This window comes from Sphaerisporangium sp. NPDC004334 (assembly GCF_053602655.1).
Map to the genome: position 1 here is coordinate 51490 of NZ_JBSGDZ010000032.1, position 25030 is coordinate 76519.

Here is a 25030-nt window from a genome sequence, read left to right on the forward strand (position 1 = left end):
GTCTCCGCCTTGTCCAACATCACAGATGCTACCAGTACCAGGTGTGATCCACGTTGATCACTCCCGGTCTCCTTCCCCACATGGCTGGCATGATCGCCTCAAAAGAGACGACGTCGGTAGAGTTCATGTGGCAATTACTGCCGGTCCAGCATCGGGGATACCAGCCACGCCCATGCGTCCTGCTCGGCGCTCCCCAGGATCCATGGAACCAGTAACTCGCCCACTCCGCATGCGTGTAACTGGCTCCGAATGCCTTGTAGCCGTTCACCAGAACGGACCATTTCCACCCGGCTGGAATCCAGATGCCCCAGTAACGCTTCCGGAAGCGCAGCCACCAACTCATAGAGCACCAGCCATGCTCGTCGCAAACGCGCCGGCCACTGATACACGATACCGAATCGCAGTACTGCCGCAGCGCCTTCTCCCATAGACTACGGCCATCGAGGTCGTAATTGTTGACCGGATCACCCGCCGCGTATTCGTATCGGTTGGCAGATCCTCCCTCAACCGGATCGACCTGGAGGAACCGGCCGGTGGCGGGGTTGTAGAGGCGGACGCCCATGAGGACGATGTCGGCGACGGTGTCACTGGTCCGCTGGGCACCGCCCAGCCATTCGTAGCGGTCAGTCGTATTGCCGACGCGGTCAACGCCGTACTCGGACTGTTCCGCGTAAGTGTCCACGCCTGTAGCACTACTGCTATTTCCTGAGGTGGCCACCAGGTCGCCGTGCAGGTTGGTGAGGTGCAGCGTCACCGTGCCGCCGCTGGTCTGGGTCGCCTCCAGACCGGTGAAGGCGGTGACATAGCGTGTCCAGGTCCCGTTGGCCTCGTTGATCCAGGCGGGGGAGTCGCCATCGTCCGTGTAGTGATTGGTCTGGGCGCCGGCTGCGGAGGTGGTCTGGCGGATTCGTCCGAGAGGGTCGAGGGCGAAGGTCTTGGTCGTCGACGCCTGGGTGAGGGTCCTCACCATGTCCCCCACGTAGTAGCCGACTGTCGCCGCCGCTCCGTTGGCCGTTGACGCGGCCGGTACGGCGGTGGTACGCCCGAAGGCGTCGTAGGAGTACCCGGAGTCGATGATTCGGTCGGCCGTGTCGAAGGTGTGCGTGATGGTCGTCGGCGTGGTCGAGGTCGAGCATGAGCCATCGTCGGCGGCCGGGTAGCTTGCTCGGGAGGTGCGGTTGGTGTCGACGTCGAAGCCGTAGATGCGAGTCTCGCACGACAGGTTGTAGGTGTCGGCCACCTTCGTCAGACGGCCGGCGATGTCGTAGGTGTAGTGCTGCAGGCTGCCGTTCGGCCCGGCCGTTTCCACCGTGCGGCCGTCGGCGTCCGGGACGGCGGTGAAGGCCAGCCAGGTGGTGCCCGACTTGGCGTAGGTGAGTCGGGTCTGCTTGCCGGTGTCGTCCCATCCGCCCGTGGCGGTCAGCCCGTTCGGGTAGACCTGCTGCACCAGGTTGCCCCCGGCGTCATAGGCCGCAGTGAACGTGCCGACCGTAGAGGCCGTGATCTGCGTAGGTAGGCCGCGCCGCTCCGTCCTTCCGGCGGCGTCGGCACCGTCGTAGGTGTAGGTGTAGGTGCCCTTGCCGTCGTTGACCGTGGTGACCCGGCCGGAGGTGTCGTAGGCGGTGGTCGTTGTGTTGCCGTCTGCGTCGGTGGTCGAGTAGGGCCGGCCGAGCGCGTCGTAGGAGGTGGTGACCGAGACGCCGCCGGCGGTGACGCCCGTCTGGAGGCCCGTCGCCGTATCGATGGAGTAGGTGCGGTTGGGCAAGGCCGTACTGCCCGCACCGGTCTCGGTCACGCTGATCGTGACCGTACGGCCCCCCGCGTCCACCGTTGTCACAGAGGTACGCGTGGCCGAGCCTGACGTCTCCACGGTCTGGGCGGTCTGCCCCCAATAACCGTAGGAAATGGTCGTGACCGGCAGCGTTCCTCCGCTGGAGGGGTTGCCGGCGGGGGCCGTGCGGCACACCAGCCCTGCCCACTGCGGCTTGCCGCCACAGGACGGGATCGAGGAGTTGGCGGCGGCTGTGTAGTAGATCGTGGTGGTGGTGCCCGCGTCGGAGCCGGTTGAGGATGGCATGCGCCGCTCGATTTGGCGGCCGGCGTCGTCGTAGCGGGTTATCCGGACGATGTCGGTGCCTCCGGAGACGACGGTCTTCTGGGTCGTCGCCTGGAAGAGGTCCCAACCGGAGGGGTCGCCGGAGACCACGGGGTCGTAGCCGGTCTTCTCAATGTGAGTGTCGGCCGTGCCGACCGTACCGGCGCCGTTGACGACCAGGGGTGAAACGGTCGTGGTGGTCACCAGGTGGTAGTCGGTGTTCGGGTTGGGCTTGCCCTCGTCGTAGGTGTAGGCGGTGTGCTGGCGAGCGGACGCGAGTGTGCCGTCCGAGAGCATCACCTGGTGGGCGGGACCGTCGCTGCTGATGACATCCCCATCGTCGTTGTAGGTCGTGAGGTCGGCCAGCAGGTCCGCGCGCTCGGCGGTGCTGGCGCGCCCGGCCACGTAGGCGTCCGTCGAGGATGTGGGAACCACGGCTTCGGCGCGGTTGCCCGAGCTCAGGTCCCACACGAGGTTGCCGTTGTCGTCGTAGCGCGTCGCCGAGACCTGCCAAGCACCCGCCCCGTACGTCGCTGTGTTCACGGCGCGGCCGTTGACGTCCATATACGTCAGCGCCGCGTACGGGTAGTCGCCGGAGGTGGGAGCGTAGGAGCCGTCACCGGCTTGAGGAGGCACGTGCCAGGCCGGGAAGACCGCGCTGCCGGTCCGTGGCAGGTCGGAGCTCTGCGACCAGGTCGCCGCGGTGGCGCTGGTGACGTCGACGGGCGAGTTGATCGGCACACCGTACGCCATGGCCTGAACGAGATCGTTCGCCCCGGCCTCGCGCTGGGCATCGGCCACCCGGCCCGAGCTGTCGTAGTCGATCCGCCAGGGGTTCAGACCAGGAGGAGTGACCTGGGAGATCCGGCCAGCACCGTCGTAGTAGTAGGTCACGGTCAGGTTCGTGCGAGAGTCGGTCACCGTACGCAGGTGGCCGGTGGAGTCGTAGGCGTACGTGGCGACCGTAGTGGTCTTCATCATCGAGGTGTCGGGGTCGTACGCCGTGTAGGAGACCGACTTGACCAGCCCGTTGTAGTCACCCCACCCGCTGGACACTCCGGTCGCCGTGGTGCTGCCGGAGTAGGTCATGTCCAGCGTCTTGCACCCGGCCATCAGGGTGGTGCAGGTGACCCCGGCCGGGACGGGGGCGAGCGTGCGGCTCACCCGTCCGGAGGCGTCGTAGGTATAGGTGGTGGTGTCCTCGCTGCCCGCCTCGTCGATCGAGGTGACCGCCCAGGCTCCGCCCGACAGGGCGAAGACGGTCTTGGTCCCCTCGGCGTCGGTGTAGGTGAAGCGGGTGGCCGAATCCTTGGTGACCGTGGACCCGTCGGAGGCGTCCGAGATGCCGTGGTATGTGCCGTCCGACTGCACGGTGTAGGTCTCGGTCGACCCGTCCGTGCCGACGAACAGCACATAACCGGCGCCGGAGTGATCCTCGAACCTCATCCCCGACACGCTGGAGGCCGCAGCCGGGAAGGACGCGGTCCAGCCGGGGCCGAACACTCCGGCCGCCCCGGATGCGGCGGCTGGTGCCAGCGTGGTGTGGCCGCGGGAGACAGACAGCCCGAAGGCCGACACGTCTGTCGCTGATAGTGAGTAGTCGCCGGTCAGCAGTGAGACCGTGCCCGGGCCGAGTTGCTGGGTGGCGTAGGAGGAGCCGAAGGCGGTCCGTTCCAGGGTGAACTCGCGTGTGTCTGAGCACGCTTCGCCTGAGGCGTTGACGAAGCAGGCGCGCACCTGGACGGGGCCGTCCCCGCGGCCGGCAGCGGCCATCGTCGCCGCGACGTCCCAGTACAGCGACCCGAAGACGGCGCTGGTGGCGGTGGTAACGGTGGTGTACGGCCAGCCGGAGATCGGCGTCGCCGATCCCGGCACGGTGACGTGCGCGGTCGGGATCGCCGCCCATGCACCGCTTGCGCTGACGTCGGCCTTGTACTCGTAGCGGACCCCGGTGGCGCCGGGAGCGGCCCGGGAGGCCAGGGTGACGGCCGCCTGTGTACGGTCGCCGGCCAGTGGCGCGGTCACCTCACCGGCGCCCACGCCGAAGCTGTAGGCGGTCACCGTGGAGGTGCGCAGCGCCATGTCGCGGGCCTTGACCGACAGCGTGTGCCAGCCCTGCGAAGGGTCGATGCTGATCGTCTTGGGATCGCCGCCGCCGTCGTTGTCCTCGGCCAGGGTCGGCGTGGAGGCGTCGTCCAACCCCCAGTAGTACCCGGCGCCGTCCGTGGAGGTGGTGTCGAGGGTGCAGGTGACCGGGCCGGACGCCTTCGCCGTCCAGACCGCCGAGGGGCATACGCGCCCGACGCTACGAGTCACCTACACATAAGCGACATATTTCCGATCTTGGACCTGATTGGAAACCTTGCAGCGGGTCAGAAGATCACTTAACCTCAAGGTGGCCGACGGCTTCATGCTGCTTCATGCGAGGAGGCCCGTGTTATACGCAGCGCTTGGACCGTTCCTTGCCTACGATTCGTGCGGGGACGTCATCGCCGGCCTCGTACCGAAACACCGCCAGCTACTCGCGCTCCTGCTTCTCAACGCGAACATCGCGGTCCACCGCGACAGATTGATCGACCAGCTGTGGAACGGCCGCCCGCCGGACTCGGCTCGGCGCAACCTCACCACCTATATAGCCCGGCTGCGTCGTCTGCTGCCCCCGCATGACCTCGAACTTTCTCCCGTGCGCACGTCCGGCAATGCCTACCTTCTCGCCACGCCTCCGCATTCCACCGACGCCCAGCTCTTCGACGCCCTTGCCGCCGCGGGTAGGAGTGCCCGCCGAAACGGTGAACTGAACAGCGCGGCCGTTCATTTCGACAAGGCGTTGCGGCTGTGGCGCGGCGACGCCCTGTTCGACCTGAGAGGAACAGACGGACTGTCGGCCTGGGCCGAACAACTCGACGAGAACCGCCGATCGTTGACCGAGGACCTCTTCGACGTGCAACTGGCACTCGATCAGCACCACCAGATCGTGGAGAACCTTGGCCAATGGACCATGCGATATCCCCTGCGCGAGCGACCTCACCGCCAACTCATGCTGGCCCTACATCGGTCTGGTCGATCAGATGACGCCTCGATCACCTACCAACGCCTACGCCGCACGCTGATCGATGAAATGGGCGTGGATCCGACTCCCGGCACTCAGGCTTTGTACGTGCGTATGCTCGGTCACGGTCGCAGCACAGCCTTCCCTCCACCCACGCTCTCAAGACAGTGGACGTGATCGGGAGGTTCGATCGGCCAGCGGAGATGATCGCTTCGACGCCGGACGTACTGCGGGGTACCCAGGCGCTACCGCAGGACTACCAGCCGACCGACAGCGCTTCCGCGAACATGGCGGTGGCCGCACAACGGGACACATCTTCTCCCCGGCGCCCCACGGCGCGGCCCGGCGACGTCAGCGGGCGGGGGTGTGGTGGGGGTCCGCCGTGAAGGTGTGGTCGACGAGACGGGTGGTGGCCTTGCCGTCGTCGCGGGGGGCGTAGGTGCGGACGAACTCGTCGTAGCGGTCGGCGAAGTCGCCGGAGAGGGCGTCGATCAGGCGCACGGCCTCGATGACGTCGCCGCTCTCGGCCAGCAGCGGCCCGGGGGCCTGGGTGCGCAGGTCGAGATAGAGGCCGCGGGAGTTGCGGTAACGCTCCAAGTCGTAGCCGAAGAAGATCATCGGGCGGCCGGTGGCGGCGAAGTCGAACATGACCGAGGAGTAGTCGGTGATCAGCACGTCCGCGATCAGCAGCAGGTCGGCGATATCGGGATAAGTGGTGACGTCGAGGGCGAAGGGGTACTCACGGCTGACCGGCCCCGGCCGGACCAGCGACGCCGGCCCCGGCACCACCAGCCCGGCGGCCACCGGCGGCGCCTGCATCATGTGGCCCCGCACCAGCAGCACGTGGTCGCGGCCGAGCACCCGCCGGGCCTCGGCCAGATCGAGGCGCACCGAGGAGTTCCTGCGGTCGTGGTCGCGCCACGTGGGCGCGTACAGCACCACCCGCCTGCCCGCGGGGATGCCCAGGCCGCGCCGCACGGCCGCCGCCAGCTCCGCCCGCTCGGGCGAGGACAGCACGTCGTTGCGCGGCAGGCCGGAGGAAAGGATCTCCCCGCCGTACCCGAAGGCCCGGCGCAGCACCTCCGACGCCCACGGACTCTGGGTGACCAGAAGGTCCCAGTTCGCGACCTCGGCGGCCTGGCGGTACCAGGCGGCGGGCCGGGGTTCGCGTGACATGTGGCGCTGATCGCCGCCGACGCGCTTGAGCGGCGTGCCGTGCCAGGTCTGCACGCAGATCTGGTCCTCGCGGGCCCGGAACCACTGGGGCAGCAGCGTGTTGGTGATGATGTGCCGCGACCGGGCCAGCGCGGTGTAGTGCTCGCGGCTGCCCTCGCGCACGATGGTCGGCGCGATGCCCGGGCCGAGGCCGAGCGCGGCGGAGTCCGGCGGGACGAACGCGCCGTCCTTGACCACCCAGATGTGCTCGCGGTCGTCGCCGCGGCGCAGCCGCTCCTCGTACACCGCCCGGGCGTTGTCGGAGTAGGACCGGCCGTCGAAGGAGAGGTACACCGTCGCGTCGCGCAGCTCGCGGCGCCGCTCGGCGGGGTAGTGCACCCGGCGCAGCGCCCACAGGCCGCCCGCGCCCTTCTCGTCGTCGGGACGGCGCTCGGCGGCGACCAGGACGGGCACGTCGAAACGCGTCGCCACCAGGCGGTACTCGCGGCCGTCGACGATGTGGACGCCCTCGTCCAGGGTGTCGAGCAGGCGGTGGTCGACGCGCAGCGGCGCGGTGGTGCCCTTGCCGCCCGCGACCGACAGGCTCCAGGTGCCCGACCCCAGCGCCACCGTGCCGCCGAAACGCGGCAGCGCGCCCGGCGGCACGCGCACCGAGAAACCGGCCCCGGACCGCGCCAGCGGCACGCGGTAGGTCAGGCCCGCGCGCTGGCGCAGCAGCAGGTCGCGCTGGCCGGGCTCGGTGTCGGGATAGGTGCCCGCCAGGGTGAGGACCCCGTCGTCGCCCCACCCGGCCGAGGTGATGACCGGCCAGACGCGGTGCGCCGCGACGACGGCGCGGTCGCGGCGGTCGCGCAGCACGGTGATCTCGCGGCGGCCGACCCCGATGCGGGTCTCGGCGTCGTCGTCCATCATCACCGGCGCGGCCGGATCGCCCCGCGGCTCCACCCACAGCCTGCGGGCGTCCTGCTCCTTCATCAGCGCCGGCACGGCCAGCGCGACCGAGAAGCGCGTGCCCCCCTCGACCGGGGTGAAGTCGGCGGCCATGCGGTGGCCGCCGAGACGGGCCCGGCCCTTGGTGGCCTTGACCCCGGGAAGGAAACCGGTCAGCTCGACCTGGTCGCCGTCGTGGGTCACGCCGGTCAGCTCGGCGCGCGTCGGCTGCAGCACCACCTGGAACACCCGGTCGGAGGTCCACGCCGGCCGCACCCACCACCCGGGACGGACCCGCAGGCCCGCGGGCCGTTCGGTGCGGCCCATGACCGGGCCGCGCAGGGCGCCGGTGGCCCGGGCTCCCCGGCTCCAGATGACGATGTCGGCCCACCAGGTCGTGGTGTCGGGGACCGCCGGGCGGCCGCGCAGCATGCGCTGGGCGCCGTGGACGGCGGCGCGGAGGGCCGCGCGCCAGCGCAGCGACCACGGGCGGACCTCGGCGACGAAGCCGGCCCAGTCGTAGTTGCACCCGGGTTCGGCGGCGTCGTGCGTGGCCTGCGGCCGGTAGGCGCGGCGGGTGCGGGCCGTGATGGGCGGCACCCAGCGCGGGCCGCGCAGCACCACGGTGGCGCGGTTGAGGCGCCGGCTGCGCACCGACAGCCCCACCAGATAGGCGTGCCCGGTGACCCGCAGCCGCCCCTCGTGCCAGGAGACGTCGGCGACCTCGGTCACCGGGACCAGGTCGGACCTGCGCAGCCGGAACAGCGGCCGCGGCGCGCTGACCGGCAGGTCGGCGTACCAGGCCAGACCGCGGCGCACCCGCTTGGACGGCTCGGCGGTCGCCGCGACCAGCCCCGCGAGCTCGTCGCCCTCGGCGAGCTCGCGCGGGTCGCGGTGCTCGATGAGGTGGTAGGCGAGCCGGCGGGCGACCGGCAGGCGCCGCTTGACCGAGGCGTCGACGCCGGACAGGTAGTCGCGCAGCAGGTCGATGGCCTGGCGCAGGCGGGTGGCGTCCCGGCGGGCGGCCGTCTCGAGGCGCAGGCCGAGCGGCCCGTTGAGCGCCTCGTAGTGCAGCCTGCGGCGCTGGGCGCGGGTCAGCCCCGCGGGGTCGACCGCCGCGATCACGGCGTCGAGCGGATCTCCCCTGTCATGGAGGTCCTGGGCGGCCCGCAGCCGGTCGGCGACGATGTCACCGTTCCGCGCGGGCGTGGCACCGGTGGCCATCGGGGAGGCACCGCCTTTCCAGTCTCACCGCGAGGGGCGTTTCTGGAATGGTAATGCGAGTTACTGAGAAATCACTGATGATCTCCCTGCCATCGGGCGTGGCGCATGTCTGCTCTTTCCCCCCTCATCGGCGTGCCCTCCTCGCGCCAGCGGGACAGGCACCGGTTCTCGTGCCCCCGCACCGGATGGCCGTCCGCGCGGACGACGCGCCACCAGGGGACACCGCCGCCCCAGGTGGACATCACCCGGCCGACCTGCCGCGGCCCGCCCTCGCCGAGGTACTCGGCGACGTCACCGTAGGACATGACCTTGCCCGGCGGGATGCGCTCGACCAGGTCGAGCACCCGCTCGGCGAAGGGGGGCGGGTCGCCGGTCACGTGCTCCACTGGGCGGGCCCGAGGGAGATGATCTCCTCCAGCTTGCCGAACTCGTAGGTCGCCTCCCCGTTGACCTGCTCGACGATGCCCTCACGGATGCCGTACGCCTCGCCGTCCTCGCCGACCAGGCTGCCGCCCAGCATCCCGGCCAGGCGCGCGAGTTGGGCGACCTGCCAGTCGGAGGTCGGCTCCCCGTACAGGCGCCCCTGCCATACGGCGACGGCGTGCTCGGTCTCGCCGTGGCGGGCGAAGATTTGGCCGGACTCCGGCGTTCCCCGCAGTTCCAGGCCGGCGTCCGCCGACGCCGTCACCTCGGTGAGCTCGGCGTAGGCGAGCGGCGATTCGCATTGTACGCGCAACTCGTATCCCACGAGACGGGAACCCTAGCGAATCTTGACCGCTCGCCGGTATGGAAAAGGGCCACAACGGTCAGAACGCATCCGAAATGCCACCGAACCTCCGCCGAACAGCGCCCTGTTCGCGGCCCGCATGTGATCATTGCCGTTCGGCCCGCCGGGTGAGCACGACGACGGCTCCGCCGAACCCGACCAGGCCGAGCAGGATGCCGGCGCCGTAGACCCACAGCCGCACGGGGTCGGCCCCCGGCGGAGTGGGGGCCGGGGCGGTCGTGCCGCCGCCGAAGTGCAGGCCCTTGCGCACCGCCACCGAGCCGCGGTAGCCGACGAGCTCGCCCGCGCGGGCGAGCGCGGCGGCGGCGTCGACGACGCCGAACCCGGCCTTGTCGTCATAGCCGTCGCGTGGCCCCCTCTTGGTGGAGGAGGAGACCGCCCGGGAGACCAGGTCGGGGGTGAGGCTCGGATATCTCGCCTTGATCAGGGCGGCCACCCCGGCCACCAGGGCCGTGGAGGCGCTGCTCCCCTCCACCTCCACGTAGCCGCCGCCCGGGACCGCCGCCGGCACGCCGACGCCGGGCGCGCCGACCAGCACCGACAGGTTGTCGCTGCTGAACGCGGCCGGCCGGCCGCGGCGGTCGACGGCGCCGACGCCGATCACCCCGGCGTAGCCCGCCGGGAAGCTCCAGAAGGAGGTGCCGCGCTTCTGCGCCGCCTGCGTGTCGCCGTCGTTGCCCACGGCCGCCACCAGCACCACCCCGCGCGCCAGCGCGTACGCGACCGCCTCGCGGTCGGCGCGCTGGGCGGCGTACTCGCCCAGCGACATGCTGATGACCTGGACCCCGTGGTCGGTGGCGTACCGCACCGCCCGCGACAGCGGGCTCTCGGCCGGCAGCCCGAGGCCGTCGTCGGGCGCGACCAGGTTGTCCTCGGGCTCCCTCTCGTCGATCACCGGGACCGACAGGATGCGCGCCTCGGGCGCCACGCCGATGAGCCCGCCGTCGCGCCCCGAACCCGCGATGAGCGAGGCCATCGCGGTGCCGTGCGGGCCGGAGGAGATGGTCTCGTCGTCGAAGATGCTCGACCGCATGTCGGGCGCGACGGTGACCTTGTCCTTCAGGACCGGGGTCTTGACATCGACGATGCTGTCGATCACGGCCACGGTCACGCCCGCGCCGCGGCTGGTCTTCCACGCCTGCTCGGCGTTGATCGCGTCGAGCACCCACCGCTGCCGGTCGCGCACGTCCTGCCCCGCCGCCGGCCCGGCGAGCAGCCCGGCGAGCGCGAGCGCCGCGCCGAGCGCGCCGGCCGCCCTCAACACACGTTCCCCTGGGTGCACCGGGGGATGTCGGGAGGCGCGGCGAGACCGCGGGCGATGTGCCCGGCGATCGACTGGGCCGTCGGCCACAGCTCGCTGTGGGTGATCTCCTCGGGCGGCACGGCGGCGCGGGTGCGGCCGTCGGCGTACCCGGCGGTGGAGAAGACGATGTACGGGCCCGCGCCGGTCCAGCCGGTGCGCTGGCGCTGCGCGGCCCCGAACCGGTCGGTGGCCGTGCCGGGGAAGGCCACCGGCCGGACGCCGACGCGGTCGTCCACGGGAAGGTCGGCGGCGGTGTCCACCCGGTTCTCCTCATCGGCCAGCACGGCCACCCCCACGGTCACCACGAAGGTCGAGGTCTGGTCGACGTAGGTCGCGCGCAGCATGGTGCGGCAGCCGTGCTGGCGCAGCACCGAGGCGACGGGGGCGTCGACCACGGAGGGGCACCGCGCCTCGGGAGCGATGCCCACGCGGCGGGCGAACTGGCGGACCCGGGAGAGCCCGAGGTACTCGACCTGGGCCGGGAAGACGGCGTCGGCCCGCCACGCCTGCCAGCGCCGCGCGACGTCCTGCTCGGCGTAGCGGGCGCGCTCCGCGACCGTCAGCGGCCGGGAACGCGTCTCCTGCAGCACCCCGACCGAGCCGAGCAGCACGTTGATCGCGGCGATGGCCAGGATCGTGCCCATGATCAACAAGAACAGGGAGCGGAACCGGATGCCGCGCTCGAGCTCCTCGCGGTCTCGCGCCGCCCGCAGGCCCGCCGCGCGGGCACGCGAGCCGCTCCACGACCGCACTCCTCCGCCGGCCGGGCCGGCCTCGGACCGGAAGGGCCCCGAGCGCGAGCGGAGGCCGCCCGCGGGGAGCCGAGGCGCGCCGCGCGCGCCACCGGCACGCGCGGGCCAGGGCGTCACCGGCCGCGCCCGTGGCTCCTCAGGCGACATACTTCGATGCTACGTCGGCGCCCGCCGCCACCGGCCCCCTCGCCTCCCTCACATTGCCTGGTGTCCGCCTCGCGCCTCTGGCGGCCCTCGCCCGCCTGCCGCGCCCGCCGCGCCGCAGGAGCACCACCACCGCCGCCAGGCTCACCCCCGTGCCCGCGGTCGCGGCCAGGGCGATCCCGCCGTACAGAGTGATCATGCCCGTGTCGCGGCGCACCACACGCACCGGCGGCAGCGGCGCGGGCCCGGCGCCGAGCCCGGCGGACATGGGCAGGTCGGCGTCCTGGGCACCGGGCCCCGCGGCGGTGTGGCGGTGACGCGCCAGCCTCGCCGCCTCGGCGAGCGCGCGGGCGGCGTTCACGACGCCGAAGCCCACGCCCGGGTCGTACCCGCGGGCGGGCCTGCGCGTGACCCCGGTGGTGAGCGCCTGGGCGACCAGCGCCGGGGACATCCGCGGATACTCGGCCTTGATCAGCGCGGCGACGCCGGACACCAGCGCCGTGGCCTGCGAGGTGCCCCGCCCGACCCAGTATTGGTCGCCGGGCCCGGCCCCGAAGACGTCGACGCCGGGCGCCGCCACCTGCACCAGCGAGTTGCGGTTGGAGAACGACGCCTTGTGCAGCCCGTGGTCGGCGGCGCCGACGGAGATCACCCCGGGCAGCGACGCCGGGTAGGAGTACGGCCCGTCGCGGCGGCCCGCGCCGTCGTTGCCCGCGGCGGCCACCAGCACCACACCCTTGGAGACCGCGTACCGGATGGCCGCCCGCTCCTGCCGGGTGGGCCGGTCCTTGGAGATCGACATGTTGATGACCCGCGCGCCCTTGTCGACGGCGTACCGGATGCCGCGCGCGACGACGTTTTCGAACCGCGCCTGAGAGTTGAAGGCGTGGAAGCCCGGCTCGTCGTCCTCCAGGATCACCCGGACCGACAGCACGCGGGCGGCGGGCGCCACCCCGATCACCCCGTCGGAGCGTCCCGGCCCGTGCCCGTGCCCGGCGATCAGCGAGGCCATGTACGTGCCGTGCAGGCGGCGGGGCGGGGTGCCGCGCGGGTTGGCGCCCCGGGTGAGGTCGGGACCGGTGACCACCGAGCCCACCAGGTCGTGGTGCCGGGGGTCGACCCCCGAGTCCAGGACCGCGACCAGGACGCCGGCCCCCCGGGTCAGCCGCCAGGCGTGCGCCACGTCCAGGGTGCGCAGCACCTGCCGCTGGCTGCCGCGCACCTGGTCGGCGCGGGCGGGCGCGGCGCCCAGGACGAACGCGGGCGCGAGCACGGCCAAGGCCAGGATCACGGCCCCGGCGAGGAGCAGCGTCGCGCGCGGTCGCCACGCCGATCCTCGCGACGGTTCTCGCGAAGGCCCTCGCGCCGCTCCTCGCACCGGCTCTCGCGCCGCTCCTCGCGACCGCCCGGCGCGGACGGGCGTCGTGGTCAGCACTGCCAGTCCTTGCCGGCGCAGTCGGGCCGCGCCGGGGTGGAAAGCGCGGTCAGCACGCGCTCGGCCAGGTCGGAGGCGAAGGCGAAGATCGTGGAGCGCTGGTGCCCGACCGACCGGGCCGGCCTGCCGTCGACCTGGCCCGCCGTGGTGACCACCAGGTACGGGCCCGCCTGCGCCAGCGAGGACGCCTGGCGGGCGGCGGCCGTGAAGCGGTCGGCGACGGTCTGCGGGAAGGCTAGGGCGCGCAGCCCGGGCGAGGGCACGCCGCCCGGCGGGAACGCGGCGCGGGCCCTGAGCGCGGAGTCCTGGTCGGGGAAGGCGGCGACGCCCACGGTCACGACCACGCCCTGGAGGGCGTCCAGGTAGGTCGCCCGGAGCACGGCCCGGCAGCGGGCGGCCTTCAGCGCCGCGCGGAGCGCGGCGTCCACCGCGGCCGAGCAGTCGGTGCGGGAGGAGATGCCGACCCTGCGGGCGTACTCCTGCCCGCCCTGCTCGGCGACGTACGGCAGGGCCGCGGGGAAGATCCTGCCCGCGGGCCACACCTGCCAGCGGCGCGCGGTCTCCTCGGCCGACGCCCGATGGACCTCGGTGGCGCTCGGGCCGCGGGTCAACTCGGTCCCCGCGGCTCCGGCGGACACGGCGGCGGCCACCGCGCAGACCAGAGTGAGCGCTGACGCCACCACCAGGGACGGCCACGTACGCAGGACACTCACCTGCCCGACCTTAACGCCCCGGACAAGCGGACATCCGGCGTTCCATCCGCATAAACCCCATTGGAAAGTACTTGACGCTATGGAAAGTGGAAAGTACTTTCCTAAGTGGAAAGTGAGGAGCCGACATGGACGCCACGCCCGAAGACGCCCCCCGCGTCACCCCCCGCGACCCCGCCCACACCACCCCACAGGACGCCGCGCACACTGTTCTCGAGCCCGCGTCGCACACCACCCCACAGGACGCCGCGCACACCCCTTGGGAGCCCGCGTCGGGCATCTCGCCCGAGGAGGCCGCGCGCACCCTGCGCGAGATCCGCGAGTCGCAGGCCCGGATGATCAGGGCCCGGCCATGGTTCCCCGCCTGGTACCCGATCGGCGTCGCCCTGTTCGTCACCGGCATGCAGTTCCTCACCGAACCCGGCACCCCGGGCGCGGCGACCGCGACGGGCATCGTCGTCCTGACGCTCGCGCTCGCGGGGTCGGTGGGCGCGCTGGTGCTCTTCGAGCGGCAGCGACTCTACCGGAGCCTGGTCACCGCCTCGGTGCTGGTCACGTACATCGCCTGGGTGGCGGTCTGCGTCGGCCTGTGCCTGGCGGTCGCCCTGCTCCTGTCCGGGGGCGGGGTGCCCTACGCCCGCACCTACGCCGGCCTGGCGATGACGGCGTTCATGGCGGTCACCGCCCCGCTCGTCGGCCGGTGGATCAGCCGGCGCATCGCGGCCGCCGTCGAGGCCGGCTGATGGCCGAACTGGACCCGGTGATCCACGCCCCCGTGCGGCTGCGCGTCGTGTCGCTGCTCGCGGCGGTGGAGGAGGCCGAGTTCGCGTTCGTCCGCGACGAGGTCGAGGTCAGCGACTCGGTGATGTCCAAGCACGCCGCCGCGCTGGAGTCGGCCGGGTACGTGGCGATCCGCAAGGGCCACGTCGGCAAGCGTCCCCGCACCTGGCTCAGGCTCACCCCGGAGGGCCGCCGGGCCTACACCTCCCACGTCGCCGCCCTCCGCGACATCGTCGCCCGCTCCGGCCTCTCCCTCACCGACGGATGACCCCCGGACCCGGCCTCATCCTGAAAACGCCCAAATGCTGAAATGACGCGACCCGCCCTCCGCTAGGGAGGGCGGGTCGCGTTCGAGGTCGCGTCAGTAGGTGGGCAGCGAGGGGTCCACCGTCTTGACCCAGCTCAGCACGCCGCCGCCCACGTGGACGGCGTCGGAGAAGCCGGCGCTCTTGACCACCGCCAGCGCCTCGGCGGAGCGGGCGCCCGACTTGCAGTGCAGGACGATCTTCCTGTCCTGCGGCAGCCGCTCAAGGGCCGTGCCCCGCAGGAACTCGCCCTTGGGGATCAGCACGGCGCCGGGGATGTTGACGATCTCGTACTCGTTCTGCTCGCGGACGTCCACGACGAAGATGTCGTCGCCGCGGTCCATCATGTCCTTGAGCTCCTGGGCGGTGATCGTCGAGCCCGTCGCGGCCTGCGCCGCCTCGTCGGAGATCGTGCCGCAGAACGCCTCGTAGTCGATCAGCTCGGTGATCGTCGGGTTCTTGCCGCACAGCGGGCACTCGGGGTCCTTGCGGACCTTGACGTCCCGGTACTTCATCTCCAGCGCGTCGTAGATCATCAGACGGCCGACCAGCGGCTCGCCGATGCCGGTCAGCACCTTGATGGCCTCGTTGACCTGGATGGAGCCGATGGAGGCGCAAAGGACGCCGAGGACGCCGCCCTCGGCGCACGAGGGGACCATGCCGGGAGGGGGCGGCTCGGGGTACAGGCAGCGGTAGCAGGGCCCGTACTCGGCCCAGAAGACGCTCGCCTGGCCGTCGAAGCGGTAGATCGAGCCCCAGATGTAGGGCTTGCCCAGCAACACGGCCGCGTCGTTGACCATGTAGCGGGTGGCGAAGTTGTCGGTGCCGTCCACGATGAGGTCGTAGGCGGCGAAGATGTCCATCACGTTGTCGGTCGTGAGGGCGACGTTGTGGATGACGACGTTGACCAGGGGGTTGATCTCGCGCACGCTCGCCGCGGCGCTCTCGGCCTTCAGCCGGCCGACGTCCGACTGGCCGTGGATGATCTGCCGCTGAAGGTTTGACTCATCAACGACATCGAAGTCGACGACGCCGAGCGTGCCGATACCGGCCGCGGCGAGGTACATCAGGGCCGGGGAACCGAGGCCGCCGGCGCCCACACACAGCACCTTGGCGTTCTTCAGCCGCTTCTGCCCGGCCATCCCGACGTCGGGGATGATCAGGTGGCGAGAGTAGCGGCGCACCTCGTCAACGGTCAGCTCGTCGGCCGGCTCTACCAGCGGTGGCAACGACACAGTTCTACGCTCCCGTTTCAGGGGATTCACGAATTGGCGGCTCGCCCGTCAGGCTACGCGCCCCGCCGTCTGTCACAACCTAACCCGGTCGCCCCCGCATTCCCGAATCGGCGATCTTATCCGACGAAGGTCGTATCCCTCGACATCTGGGCTTTCTGCGGATATTTCACCCCGTCCTCGCCAGCGGACGGCGGGCGCCGTCCTGCAGCAGGAGGCGCACGTGGCGGGCCACGAGCCCGGGGCACTCCATCTGTGCGACGTGCGCCGCGTGCGGCAGCAGCACCAGGCGCACGTCGGGGAACGTGCGGCCCGCGCGCGCGGCCATCCGGGGGTGCACGAGGCGGTCGTGCCGGCCGTGGACGACCAGCGTGGGCGCCGTGACCTGCCCGGCCAGCCGCCACAGGTTCTCCTCGCCCCGGCGGAAGTACTCGCCGACCAGGGCGCGGGCGGAGCCGACCAGGGCCGGTCCGGCGTAGGGCAGCTCGTCGCGGCGGCGCAGTTCGGCCACGGCGTCCTCCAGCCGGTCGGGGTGCACCCGGCCGGTGTCGGCGTAGCACATCTCCATGGTCGCGCGGATGCGCCGTTCGGCCGGCAGCGCCCGCAGCCGGGTCATCGCCCATTCGCCGATGCGCGGGGTGGCCGACATCGCGACGCGGGCGGGACCGTAGCGGGGCAGCAGGTCGGGCAGCGCGGGTGAGACGAGGGTGAGCGTGCGCACCAGGTCGGGCCGGGTGGCCGCGACCCGCACCGAGACGGCGCCGCCCATGGAGTTGCCTAGCAGGTGGACCGGGCCGCCGAGCCTCTCGATCAGCGACGTCACCGCCGCGGCGTGCGCCGCCACGGAGTAGTCGCCCCCGGGATGCTCGGGCGAGTAGCCCGCTCCGGGCAGGTCGAGGGCGTAACCCCTGACCTCGTCCCGCAGCTCGCCCATCAGGTCGGTCCAGTTGGTGGCCGAACCCGCCAGCCCGTGCACGAACACGGCCTTCTCGGGCGGCCCCTCGGGCGTCGAGCGCACATAGACGGCCAAATCGCCGAGGTCGAGCAGCTCTCCTGGCCAGTGCGGTATCGGTTCGTCCACCGTCTTTCCCCCTCGCGTTCACCCTCGGTTTCGACGATAACCCCCGTCCAGGACTGCCGGGGCCCCTGCGGGCCGGGGCTGGGGTCCTGAGGGGTGGGGGGAGAGGATACAAGATCGCGGGAAATATCGGACAAATCGGGAAATAACGATCTGAAAGATATAAGGGCAGGTTAAGTAGCTGCCAAAAGGCAGCGATCACCGTTTGTCGTATGGGTCGCCCGGAAAACTAGACATGTGGGAAGACTCATAACGAGTCATCCGGCATTTACTTCCTAATCCAGTAAATGCATCCGCTGGGCAACCCGATGCGTCAAGGGGGAAAACGCAATGCCCGACGTCAAGAAATACGCCGCCATGCTGACCGTCACCGCTGCACTCACCGGTGGTGTCGTCGGCCTCGGCGCGACCACGGCCACGAGCGCGTCCGCGTCCGCGGCCGTCACCACCAACTTCGGCTGGGGCGACGACTTCGGCGGCGGCTTCGGCGGCTTCGACGGCGGCTTCGGCGGCGGCGGCGGCTTCGGCGGCGGCCAGTGCCACCACGGGGGCGGCCACGGAGGTCACCACGGCGGCCACGGCGGCTGGGGCGGCCACGGGGACGACGACGGCGACGGCGACTGGGGCGGCGGCAAGGGCTTCAGCAAGCACCGTCGTCACCACCACAGCCACGGGGGCGGCCACCGCAACTGCTACTTCAAGGTCGTCGAGGCGCGCTTCTTCCGCGCCATCATCGGCCACAACAGCCACGGCGGCGGGCACAACAACTGGTTCCGCGACGACCGCCGTCACTGGAAGCCCGAGCACCACTGGCACGGCCACAAGCACCACGGCAACAAGCACGACGACCACGGCGACCGTTGATCGAAGATCCTAGGCGGCCCTCCGGGTGGCGAGCCCACCCGGAGGCACGACAGGCCGCTTAGCACCTAATGGAAGGCCCCGGAGCGATTTCCGCTCCGGGGCCTTCCCCGCGCTCGGTGACCGCAGGCGTTTCGACGACGCCACCATTCAGGGTTGATTCCGTCCATTTCGGGAAATGTCCCGGCACTCCCCTGCCCGGTGCCCGGCGTCCCCGCCGTGGATGACGCACGGCGGAAACGGCGGCCGTCAGGCGGACTTGCGGGCGCGGCGCTTCGGCGCCTGCTTCTTGGTGTCCTTCTCCGCCTTTTCCGATTTCTCCTCAGCCTGGCCGGCGGCGGCCTTCGCGGCCGGCTTCCTCTTGTCCGCCGGGGCCTTCTCACGCGCGCCCTCGCGCTCGCGCTTGGCCGCGTCGACGCTGGCGCGCAGCGCGGCCATCAGGTCCACCGCCGGGCCGGCCTGCTCGGCCGCCTCAGGCCGCACGAGCTCCTTGCCCGCGACCTTGGCCTCGATGACCTGCTGGAGCGCCTCGCGGTAGGCGTCGTGGTACTCGGTGGGGTCGAACTCCCCGGCCATGGTCTCGATCAGCGACTCGGCCATCTGCAGCTCCTGCGGCCGGACCTCGACGTCCTCGTCCACGAACTCGAAGCCGGGCTCGCGGACCTCGTCGGGCCAGAGCATCGTCTCCAGCACGAACACCCCCTCGCGGATGCGCAGGGCGGCCAGCGACTCGCGCTGGCGCAGCGCGACCTTCACGATCGCCACCTGCCCCGTCCGTTCGAGGGCGTCCCGCAGCAGGACGTACGGCTTCACGCCCGCGGACTCGGGCTCCAGGTAGTACGACTTGTTGAACAAGATCGGGTCGAGCTGCTCGGCCGGGGTGAACTGCAGCACGTCGATGCGGCGCGAGGTGCTGAGCGGCAGGTCGGCGAAGTCCTCGTCGGTGAGCACCACGATCTCGCCGCCGGCCAGTTCGTAGCCCTTGGCGATCTCGGAGTACGGGACCTCCTCGCCGTCCACCGAACACACCCGCTTGTACCGGATGCGGCCGGCGTCCTCGCGGTGCACCTGGTGGAACGACACGTCCTTCTGCTCGGTGGCCGAGTACAGCTTCACGGGAATCGTGACAAGACCGAACGAGATGGCACCCTTCCAGATGCTACGCATGACCTCTCCTCACCTCAGCCCCGCTATCGAACTCATGTTCGCTAGCGGCAAGGGCGCAAAGCAGTATCCAAATGGGCAGATACCCAGTGTGGAATGCCGTATCCGGTCAAGCCACTATCTGCTCGAACGGTGATGGACGAGAGCACGGGAAAAGAAACCTCAGGGGAAGTGGTGCGTGTGGCGGACAAGGTCCGGGTCAAGGTCGATCAACGGGAACTGACCCTGACGAACCTGGGCAAAGTGCTGTATCCCGAGGCGGGGTTCACCAAGGCAGAGGTGATCGACTACTACAGCCGGGTCGCGCCCGCGATGCTCGCCCACCTCAGCGGGCGCCCGCTCACCGTCAAGCGCTACCCCGGCGGCGTGGACGGCCAGTTCTTCTTCGAGAAGAACCGCCCCGCGCACACGCCGGCGTGGGTGCGCACGGCCCGCCTGCCCGCCCCGGGCAGCACCAAGGACCGCGACACCATCGAGTACGCGATCGTCGACGACCTGCCCACGCTGGTCTACTTCGCCGGCCTCGCCGCGCTGGAGTTCCACACCCCCATGTGGCGGGTGGACGAGGAGGGCCGCGCGCTGCCGCCGGACACCATGGTCTTCGACCTGGACCCGGGCGCCCCCGCGACGATCGTCGAGTGCTGCCGGGTCGCGCTGCGGCTGCGCGAGGCGCTGGCCGAGGACGGCCTCACGGGGTGCCCCAAGACCAGCGGCAACAAGGGCATGCAGGTGTACGTGCCGTGGACCGGCCGCGAGGACGACCCGTCCGGGTACGCCAAGGCCCTCGCCCAGCGGCTGGAGAAGGAGAGCCCGGAGGAGATCGTCAGCCAGATGGCCAGGAAGCTCCGCCCCGGCAAGGTCTTCATCGACTGGAGCCAGAACAACCCGGCCAAGACCACCGTCACCCCTTACTCGCTGCGCGCCAACCCCGTCCCCACCGCCTCCACGCCGATCACCTGGGAGGAGGTCGCCGGCTGCGCCCGTCCGGGCGACCTGGTCTTCACCGCCGAGGACGTCCTCGACCGCGTCGCACGACTCGGCGACCTCATGACGCCGCCGGAGCGAAGTCAGGCCGGGGAAGGGCCGTAGTCTGGACGCATCGGGGTATGGAGCGCGCGAACCGAGCGCTCACCGCCTACGGAGGGACGGAAGATGTCGGAGATGGACCTGAGCGGCCGCGAGGTCCCGCTGGACGCGCTGGAGCCCCTCGACGAGGTCGCCGAGGAACTGCGGACCGAGGTCCCCGAGGCCGACGCCATCGAGCAGCACCTCATCATTCGCGGCGAACGGCGCGAGTGGCCGCTCGAGATCCCCTACGACGCCGACCCGGCCGACGCCGCCGACCAGGAGCGCGTCGTGGACCTGGACGACGACGACTATCGCTGATCCCGATTACCCGCGCGTAGGATGTCAACCTCGCACCGGAACCATGATCAGCACCGACCGCCGCGCTGCCAGCGGCCGCGCGGCGGGTGAACCGTCCTCAAGGAGAGACCCGTGACCGCTACCCCGGACGCCAAGCCCCGGGGCACCCGGCTGCCCCGGATGGCCCGTCGCCGCCAGTTGCTGAACGCGGCGCAGGAGGTCTTCGTGGAGAACGGCTACCACGCGGCCGCGATGGACGAGATCGCCGAGCGGGCCGGCGTCAGCAAGCCGGTGCTCTACCAGCACTTCCCGGGCAAGCTCGAGCTCTACCTGGCCCTGCTCGACCTGCACGTCGACGACATGGCCAACCGCTGCCGCGAGGCGCTGGCCTCCACGACCGACAACAAGCAGCGCGTCCAGGCCGCCATCGGGGCGTTCTTCGACTTCGTCTCCAGCCAGGGTGAGGCCTTCCGCCTGGTCTTCGAGTCCGACCTGCGCAACGTCGCGCCGGTGCGCCAGCGCATGGAGCGCTCGCTGCGCGAGAGCGCCGAGATGATCAGCCAGGTGATCCAGGAGGACACCGGCTGCTCCAGCGACGAGGCCCACCTGCTCGGCGTCGGCCTGGTCGGCATGGCCGAGGTGAGCGCCCGCTACTGGCTCGCCAGCCACGGCTCCATCCCCAAGGACGTCGCGACGCAGCTCATGGCCCGCCTCGCCTGGCGGGGCATCGGCGGCTTCCCCCGCACCACCTGAGCCCTTGTACCGCTGTTCGCCTGCGGCGATCAACGGCCTCCGGCTGTTCGCTTGACGCGATCAACGCCGGTCGCCCACCCGCCGAAGAGTAACGATGGCACCAGCACATCTTCCCCGCCGACGTCGAAAGGCAGCCCGATGGAAGTCAAGATAGGCGTGCGCTCCGTGCACCGAGAGATCATCGTCGAGACCGAGATGTCCGTCGAAGACGTGGAGCAGGAGCTGCGCAACGCCCTGGCGGCCGATCGAGGGGTCTTCTCCCTCACCGACGTGAAGGGCAAGCGCATCGTCGTCCCGGTGTCCGCGCTCGGCTTCGTCGAGATCGGCGGCGACGAGACGCGTCCTGTCGGGTTCGGCGGCACCGTCTGACCGTCCGCTTCGGGGGCGCGTCCCCCGGGGCGCGGGCGGTGAAGCGGGGGCCCGCGCTGAGGCCCCCGGCGACGACCGTCGCGGGCTCTACACGCCCGCGCACTCCTCTCGCGACTGGAGCGAGCAACCACAGGGACGGCGTGCGGGCCGCACCTCGTCCCGCTTGTGACTGACCGCCGGGCAGCCGGCGCTCCCCCTTCGCAACACCGGCCGGGATGTCCAGCGGTTCGGTCCACATCTCATCAGGAAACTGCCGTAGCGGCGCGAGGCCCTCATGTTCGCACGCTACAACCGCTCGGGGCATTCGCGCCCCTCGATCACGGCACCTGTTCCGCCAGAAGTCCGAAACTCCGCGTTCAGGGCCCCGGGACGAGGCCGAGTGCCGACATGCGCCGGCCGTGCTCCTCGGTGAGCCGGGCGAACAACCGCCCGATCTCCACCAGGTCGGTGGCCGCCTCGGCCTGTGCGCCGGCGGCCTCGGAGGCGGCGTCGTCCTGGGCCTGCGCGATGGCCGAGACCAGCAGCAGGGCCAGGTCGGGGCGCGCCGCCGCCACCCGGTGGGCCTGGCTGAGCGCCTCGCCGACCATGCGCCGCGCCCACAGCGCGAGCCTGCCGCCCAGCTTGGGGTTGTCCGCCAGGGCCGCGCGCACCCGCTCCACCACGAACTGCGAGCGAACCTCCTCCGCCAGCGCCTCGTCGACGATCTCGCGGGTCTCCTTGTCCACGTGCCGGGCGGCCTCGCGGTAGAAGTCGGCCGCGATGCCGGTGCCGACGTACGCCTTCACCAGCGCCTCCAGCCAGTCGCCCGGCCTGGTCTGCGCGTGCCAGTCGTCCAGCGCCGCCACGAACGGCGCCATGGCTCCCTCGGGGTCCACGCCGAGCGTGGACAGCCGGTCGCGCAGGAGCCGGAAGTTGGCGTATTCGGCGGCGGCGAGATCGCTGAGCTCGGCGCGGTCGGTCAGCGTGGGGGCGAGAGTGGCGGCGTCCTCGGCGAGCCTGAGGAACGCGGTCAGCTCGGCGTAGGCGAGGACGCCGAGCAGATCGACCACACCGGCAGGGGAATCACTCATGGATGCAGGGTACGAGTCCCGCCCCGGCCCGTGGGCCCCCGCCCGTGCACCCCGGCTGCGAACCTTGTCCGCGGAGCCCGTTCTGGGGGGCAGGAGATGGCCTCGAGGCGGGAGAAACCCCTGAAGACACGGCCGTTCGCGATGTCGAACACCAAGAAATCGGCTCACTCTTGTGGTATCGAGTACACTGCTCTGTAAGAGTGCGACCGCAGTATGTCTTCAGGGAGATCATCGCCTGATAGCCCCCACGCGCGTTACGCCGCGGCGGTCGCCGAGACGAGATGAGGGTTGGCTTTTCCGCGCGGACCCGGCACGAGGTTCCTTCTGCCAGCGGTCCCGGAAGCCCGCCTTCGCAGGAGACTTAGGCAGGCCGAGCTGACCACGTTCCGAGACCTTGGAGTCATACCCGAGATCGCCGATGCCCTGGAGACCGAGGGCATCGTCTCCCCGTTCCCGATTCAACAGATGGCCCTACCCCTCGCGATCAGCGGGCAGGACGTCATCGGCCAGGCGCGCACCGGCACCGGCAAGACCTACGCCTTCGGCGTGGCGATGCTCCAGCGCGTCGGCAAACCCCGCAAGAACCGCAAGAAGCCCCGCGGCCTGGTGGTCGTGCCCACCCGCGAGCTGGCCCTGCAGGTCACCGAGGACCTCGTGGTCGCCGGCGGCAAGCTCGGCTCCCGCATCCTCACCGTGTACGGCGGACGGGCGTACGAGCCGCAGATCGAGGCGCTCAAGCAGGGCGTGGACGTCGTCGTCGGCACGCCCGGCCGCCTGCTGGACCTGGTGAAGCAGAAGCACCTCGACCTCGGTCAGGTGTCCATGTTGGTCCTGGACGAGGCCGACCGCATGCTCGACCTGGGCTTCCTGCCCGACATCGAGCGCATCATCAAGCTCGTCCCGGCCGAGCGGCAGACCATGCTGTTCTCGGCCACCATGCCGGGCGAGATCGTCCAGCTGTCGCGCCGCTACCTGTCGCGCCCGACCCATGTGCGCGCCGAGAACGCCGACGCCGACAGCGAGGACGTCTCCAAGACGATCCAGTTCGTCTGGCGTACCCACCGCATGGACAAGATCGAGATCGTCGGCCGCATGCTCCAGTCCGAGGGCCATGGCCTGACGATGGTGTTCTGCGAGACCAAGCGCGCCTGCGACATGGTGTCCGAGCAGCTCAAAGAGCGCGGTTTCGCCGCGGCGGCCGTGCACGGCGACCTCGGGCAGGGGCAGCGTGAGCAGGCGCTGCGCGCCTTCCGCAACGGCAAGGTCGACGTCCTGGTGGCCACCGACGTGGCGGCGCGCGGCATCGACATCGACGACGTCACCCACGTCGTCAACTACGACTGCCCGCAGGACGAGAAGACCTACGTGCACCGCATCGGCCGCACCGGCCGGGCCGGGCGCACCGGCGTGGCGGTGACCTTCGTCGAGTGGGAGGAGCTCACCCGCTGGAAGGTCATCAACAACGCCCTCGGCCTCGACTTCGCCGAGCCGGTGGAGACCTACTCGACCTCCCCGCACGTCTACGCCGACCTGCACATCCCCGAGGGCACCAAGGGCGTGCTCCCGCGTGCGCAGCGGTCCCGTGCGGGCTTGGAGGCCGAGCAGATCGAGGACCTCGGCGAAACCGGCCGGCACCGCTCGCGCCGTGACCGCGACGACCGCCGTGACCGCGACGACCGCCGTGACCGCGACGACCGTCGGGAGCGCGAGGAGCGCCGCGAACGGCCGGCCCGCAACCGCCAGCGCCGCCGCACCCGCGCCGGCCAGGCGGCGGAGGCGGGGCAGCCCGTGGGCACGGACGCCGGCACGGTGTTCGAGGGCGACATCCTCGCCCCCGAGCCCGCCGATCCGGCCGTTCTCACCGCCCCGGCGCCCGCCGTGACGACCTCACCGGAGCCCGTGCCGCCCACGGTCGCGCAGGCTCCCGAGCCGGTCGCGGTCAGGCAGGCTCCCGAGCCGTCCACGGTCGTGCAGGCCCCGGAACCGGCCGCCGCCGAGGCGCCGGTCCTCAAGCGCTCCCGCAGGGGCGCGAACAGGGCGGCCCTCACCGAGGCCCTGGCCGAGGCAGCCTCTCCCGTCGTGCGGGACGACGACGCGATCGCGCCCGTCGCCCAGGAGGCGCTGATCGGCGTCGACGAGCTCGACGCGGCGGCGCCTCCCGCGCCCGTCGCGCCTGTCGCGCCCGTCGCGCACGAGGCGTCCGTCGCGCGTCCCGAGCCGGAGCGGATCATCCCGCCCTCTCCGTTCTCGATCATCTTCCGGTCGCCCGACCTGGCGACCGACGATGACGTGGCCCCCTCCGCGGCCTCCGAGCGCCAGCAGCAGCGCCGCAGGCCGTCCAACCAGCGTCCCCGGAGGGGCTGACCAGGCGGCACATGAAGTTCCGTGGCCTGAGCGGCCGGAACGGCGGGACGCCCTTGGGGGCGGCCCGCCGTTCGAACGGCGCGC

Annotated in this window: 21 protein-coding genes; 9 read left to right on the top strand and 12 right to left on the bottom strand. The window is 71.3% G+C overall.

Annotation, left to right across the window (positions count from 1 at the left end):
- Positions 1–28: 28 nt before the first annotated feature.
- On the bottom strand, positions 29–4411 hold the full coding sequence (locus ACWEN6_RS33485) for an RHS repeat domain-containing protein (protein ID WP_452575879.1): 4383 nt from the start codon (positions 4409–4411) through the stop codon (positions 29–31).
- Positions 4412–4448: 37 nt separating this feature from the next.
- Between ACWEN6_RS33485 and ACWEN6_RS33490 the strand changes: the two genes are divergently transcribed.
- Entirely contained in the window at positions 4449–5321 is an 873-nt protein-coding gene (locus ACWEN6_RS33490) for an AfsR/SARP family transcriptional regulator (protein ID WP_452575881.1), read from the top strand.
- Positions 5322–5495: 174 nt separating this feature from the next.
- Here ACWEN6_RS33490 and ACWEN6_RS33495 read toward each other — a convergent pair whose 3' ends face one another.
- The 7 genes from ACWEN6_RS33495 to ACWEN6_RS33525 all read right to left on the bottom strand — a co-directional run bounded on the left by ACWEN6_RS33495 (position 5496) and on the right by ACWEN6_RS33525 (position 13608).
- Positions 5496–8474, bottom strand: coding sequence for a CDP-glycerol glycerophosphotransferase family protein (locus ACWEN6_RS33495; RefSeq protein ID WP_452575883.1), 2979 nt, complete (start codon positions 8472–8474; stop codon positions 5496–5498).
- 71 nt (positions 8475–8545) lie between these two features.
- The gene (locus tag ACWEN6_RS33500; protein WP_380829711.1) at positions 8546–8860 is read right to left on the bottom strand and encodes an MGMT family protein; all 315 of its coding nucleotides are present in this window, start codon (positions 8858–8860) and stop codon (positions 8546–8548) included.
- Positions 8848–9222, bottom strand: coding sequence for a hypothetical protein (locus ACWEN6_RS33505; RefSeq protein ID WP_452575885.1), 375 nt, complete (start codon positions 9220–9222; stop codon positions 8848–8850). The genes ACWEN6_RS33500 and ACWEN6_RS33505 overlap by 13 nt, the downstream gene beginning before the upstream one ends.
- Before the next feature lie 124 nt (positions 9223–9346).
- On the bottom strand, positions 9347–10525 hold the full coding sequence (locus tag ACWEN6_RS33510) for a S8 family serine peptidase (protein ID WP_452575887.1): 1179 nt from the start codon (positions 10523–10525) through the stop codon (positions 9347–9349).
- Positions 10519–11316: a hypothetical protein gene (locus ACWEN6_RS33515; RefSeq protein WP_452575889.1), complete on the bottom strand. Its 798-nt coding sequence runs from the start codon at positions 11314–11316 to the stop codon at positions 10519–10521. The genes ACWEN6_RS33510 and ACWEN6_RS33515 overlap by 7 nt, the downstream gene beginning before the upstream one ends.
- Positions 11317–11452: 136 nt before the next feature.
- Positions 11453–12751, bottom strand: coding sequence for a S8 family serine peptidase (locus ACWEN6_RS33520; RefSeq protein WP_452575891.1), 1299 nt, complete (start codon positions 12749–12751; stop codon positions 11453–11455).
- Positions 12752–12888: 137 nt separating this feature from the next.
- Complete coding sequence (locus ACWEN6_RS33525) at positions 12889–13608, bottom strand: hypothetical protein (RefSeq protein ID WP_452575893.1); 720 nt, start codon at positions 13606–13608, stop codon at positions 12889–12891.
- Positions 13609–13733: 125 nt separating this feature from the next.
- Between ACWEN6_RS33525 and ACWEN6_RS33530 the strand changes: the two genes are divergently transcribed.
- Together ACWEN6_RS33530 and ACWEN6_RS33535 are read left to right on the top strand one after the other, a co-directional pair.
- Complete coding sequence (locus ACWEN6_RS33530; protein ID WP_452575895.1) at positions 13734–14348, top strand: hypothetical protein; 615 nt, start codon at positions 13734–13736, stop codon at positions 14346–14348.
- Positions 14348–14653, top strand: coding sequence for a winged helix-turn-helix domain-containing protein (locus ACWEN6_RS33535; protein WP_452575897.1), 306 nt, complete (start codon positions 14348–14350; stop codon positions 14651–14653). Before ACWEN6_RS33530 ends, ACWEN6_RS33535 begins: the two co-directional genes overlap by 1 nt.
- A gap of 93 nt (positions 14654–14746) precedes the next feature.
- Here ACWEN6_RS33535 and moeZ read toward each other — a convergent pair whose 3' ends face one another.
- Together moeZ and ACWEN6_RS33545 are read right to left on the bottom strand one after the other, a co-directional pair.
- Positions 14747–15925 carry an adenylyltransferase/sulfurtransferase MoeZ gene (moeZ, locus tag ACWEN6_RS33540; protein WP_452575899.1) on the bottom strand — a complete coding sequence of 393 codons (1179 nt, stop codon included), beginning with the start codon at positions 15923–15925 and terminating at the stop codon, positions 14747–14749.
- A 166-nt stretch (positions 15926–16091) separates the two neighbouring features.
- A complete protein-coding gene (locus tag ACWEN6_RS33545) occupies positions 16092–17003 on the bottom strand; it encodes an alpha/beta fold hydrolase (RefSeq protein WP_452575901.1) in 912 nt (303 codons plus the stop codon).
- A 327-nt stretch (positions 17004–17330) separates the two neighbouring features.
- On the opposite strand from ACWEN6_RS33545, the gene ACWEN6_RS33550 reads away from it, so the two are divergent.
- Positions 17331–17864, top strand: a complete 534-nt coding sequence (locus tag ACWEN6_RS33550; protein WP_452575903.1) for a hypothetical protein — start codon at positions 17331–17333, stop codon at positions 17862–17864.
- A gap of 246 nt (positions 17865–18110) precedes the next feature.
- Here the strand turns inward: ACWEN6_RS33550 and ku are convergent, their stop codons facing one another.
- Positions 18111–19028, bottom strand: a complete 918-nt coding sequence (gene ku / locus ACWEN6_RS33555) for a non-homologous end joining protein Ku (protein ID WP_452575904.1) — start codon at positions 19026–19028, stop codon at positions 18111–18113.
- A gap of 168 nt (positions 19029–19196) precedes the next feature.
- Here ku and ligD point away from each other — a divergent pair, with 168 nt between their 5' ends.
- From ligD to ACWEN6_RS33575, 4 genes are all read left to right on the top strand, one after another.
- Entirely contained in the window at positions 19197–20114 is a 918-nt protein-coding gene (gene ligD, locus ACWEN6_RS33560; protein WP_452575906.1) for a non-homologous end-joining DNA ligase, read from the top strand.
- A gap of 63 nt (positions 20115–20177) precedes the next feature.
- Positions 20178–20411 carry a hypothetical protein gene (locus ACWEN6_RS33565; protein ID WP_452575908.1) on the top strand — a complete coding sequence of 78 codons (234 nt, stop codon included), beginning with the start codon at positions 20178–20180 and terminating at the stop codon, positions 20409–20411.
- Positions 20412–20522: 111 nt separating this feature from the next.
- Positions 20523–21143, top strand: coding sequence for a TetR/AcrR family transcriptional regulator (locus ACWEN6_RS33570; RefSeq protein WP_214412694.1), 621 nt, complete (start codon positions 20523–20525; stop codon positions 21141–21143).
- A 138-nt stretch (positions 21144–21281) separates the two neighbouring features.
- The gene (locus tag ACWEN6_RS33575) at positions 21282–21512 is read left to right on the top strand and encodes a DUF3107 domain-containing protein (protein ID WP_354840466.1); all 231 of its coding nucleotides are present in this window, start codon (positions 21282–21284) and stop codon (positions 21510–21512) included.
- Positions 21513–21868: 356 nt separating this feature from the next.
- Here ACWEN6_RS33575 and ACWEN6_RS33580 read toward each other — a convergent pair whose 3' ends face one another.
- Entirely contained in the window at positions 21869–22582 is a 714-nt protein-coding gene (locus ACWEN6_RS33580) for a ferritin-like fold-containing protein (protein ID WP_452575910.1), read from the bottom strand.
- Positions 22583–23047: 465 nt separating this feature from the next.
- On the opposite strand from ACWEN6_RS33580, the gene ACWEN6_RS33585 reads away from it, so the two are divergent.
- Entirely contained in the window at positions 23048–24946 is a 1899-nt protein-coding gene (locus ACWEN6_RS33585) for a DEAD/DEAH box helicase (RefSeq protein ID WP_452575912.1), read from the top strand.
- The last annotated feature ends 84 nt before the right edge of the window (positions 24947–25030 follow it).

Bases quoted from the DNA above. Each gene is read 5' to 3' on its own strand.
- ku (WP_452575904.1), bottom strand. From the start codon at position 19,028: ATGCGTAGCATCTGGAAGGGTGCCATCTCGTTCGGTCTTGTCACGATT.
- ACWEN6_RS33575 (WP_354840466.1), top strand. From the start codon at position 21,282: ATGGAAGTCAAGATAGGCGTGCGCTCCGTGCACCGAGAGATCATCGTC.
- ACWEN6_RS33535 (WP_452575897.1), top strand. From the start codon at position 14,348: ATGGCCGAACTGGACCCGGTGATCCACGCCCCCGTGCGGCTGCGCGTC.
- ACWEN6_RS33495 (WP_452575883.1), bottom strand. From the start codon at position 8,474: ATGGCCACCGGTGCCACGCCCGCGCGGAACGGTGACATCGTCGCCGAC.
- ACWEN6_RS33580 (WP_452575910.1), bottom strand. From the start codon at position 22,582: ATGAGTGATTCCCCTGCCGGTGTGGTCGATCTGCTCGGCGTCCTCGCC.
- ACWEN6_RS33530 (WP_452575895.1), top strand. From the start codon at position 13,734: ATGGACGCCACGCCCGAAGACGCCCCCCGCGTCACCCCCCGCGACCCC.
- ACWEN6_RS33585 (WP_452575912.1), top strand. From the start codon at position 23,048: ATGGCCCTACCCCTCGCGATCAGCGGGCAGGACGTCATCGGCCAGGCG.
- ACWEN6_RS33565 (WP_452575908.1), top strand. From the start codon at position 20,178: ATGTCGGAGATGGACCTGAGCGGCCGCGAGGTCCCGCTGGACGCGCTG.
- ACWEN6_RS33550 (WP_452575903.1), top strand. From the start codon at position 17,331: ATGCCCGACGTCAAGAAATACGCCGCCATGCTGACCGTCACCGCTGCA.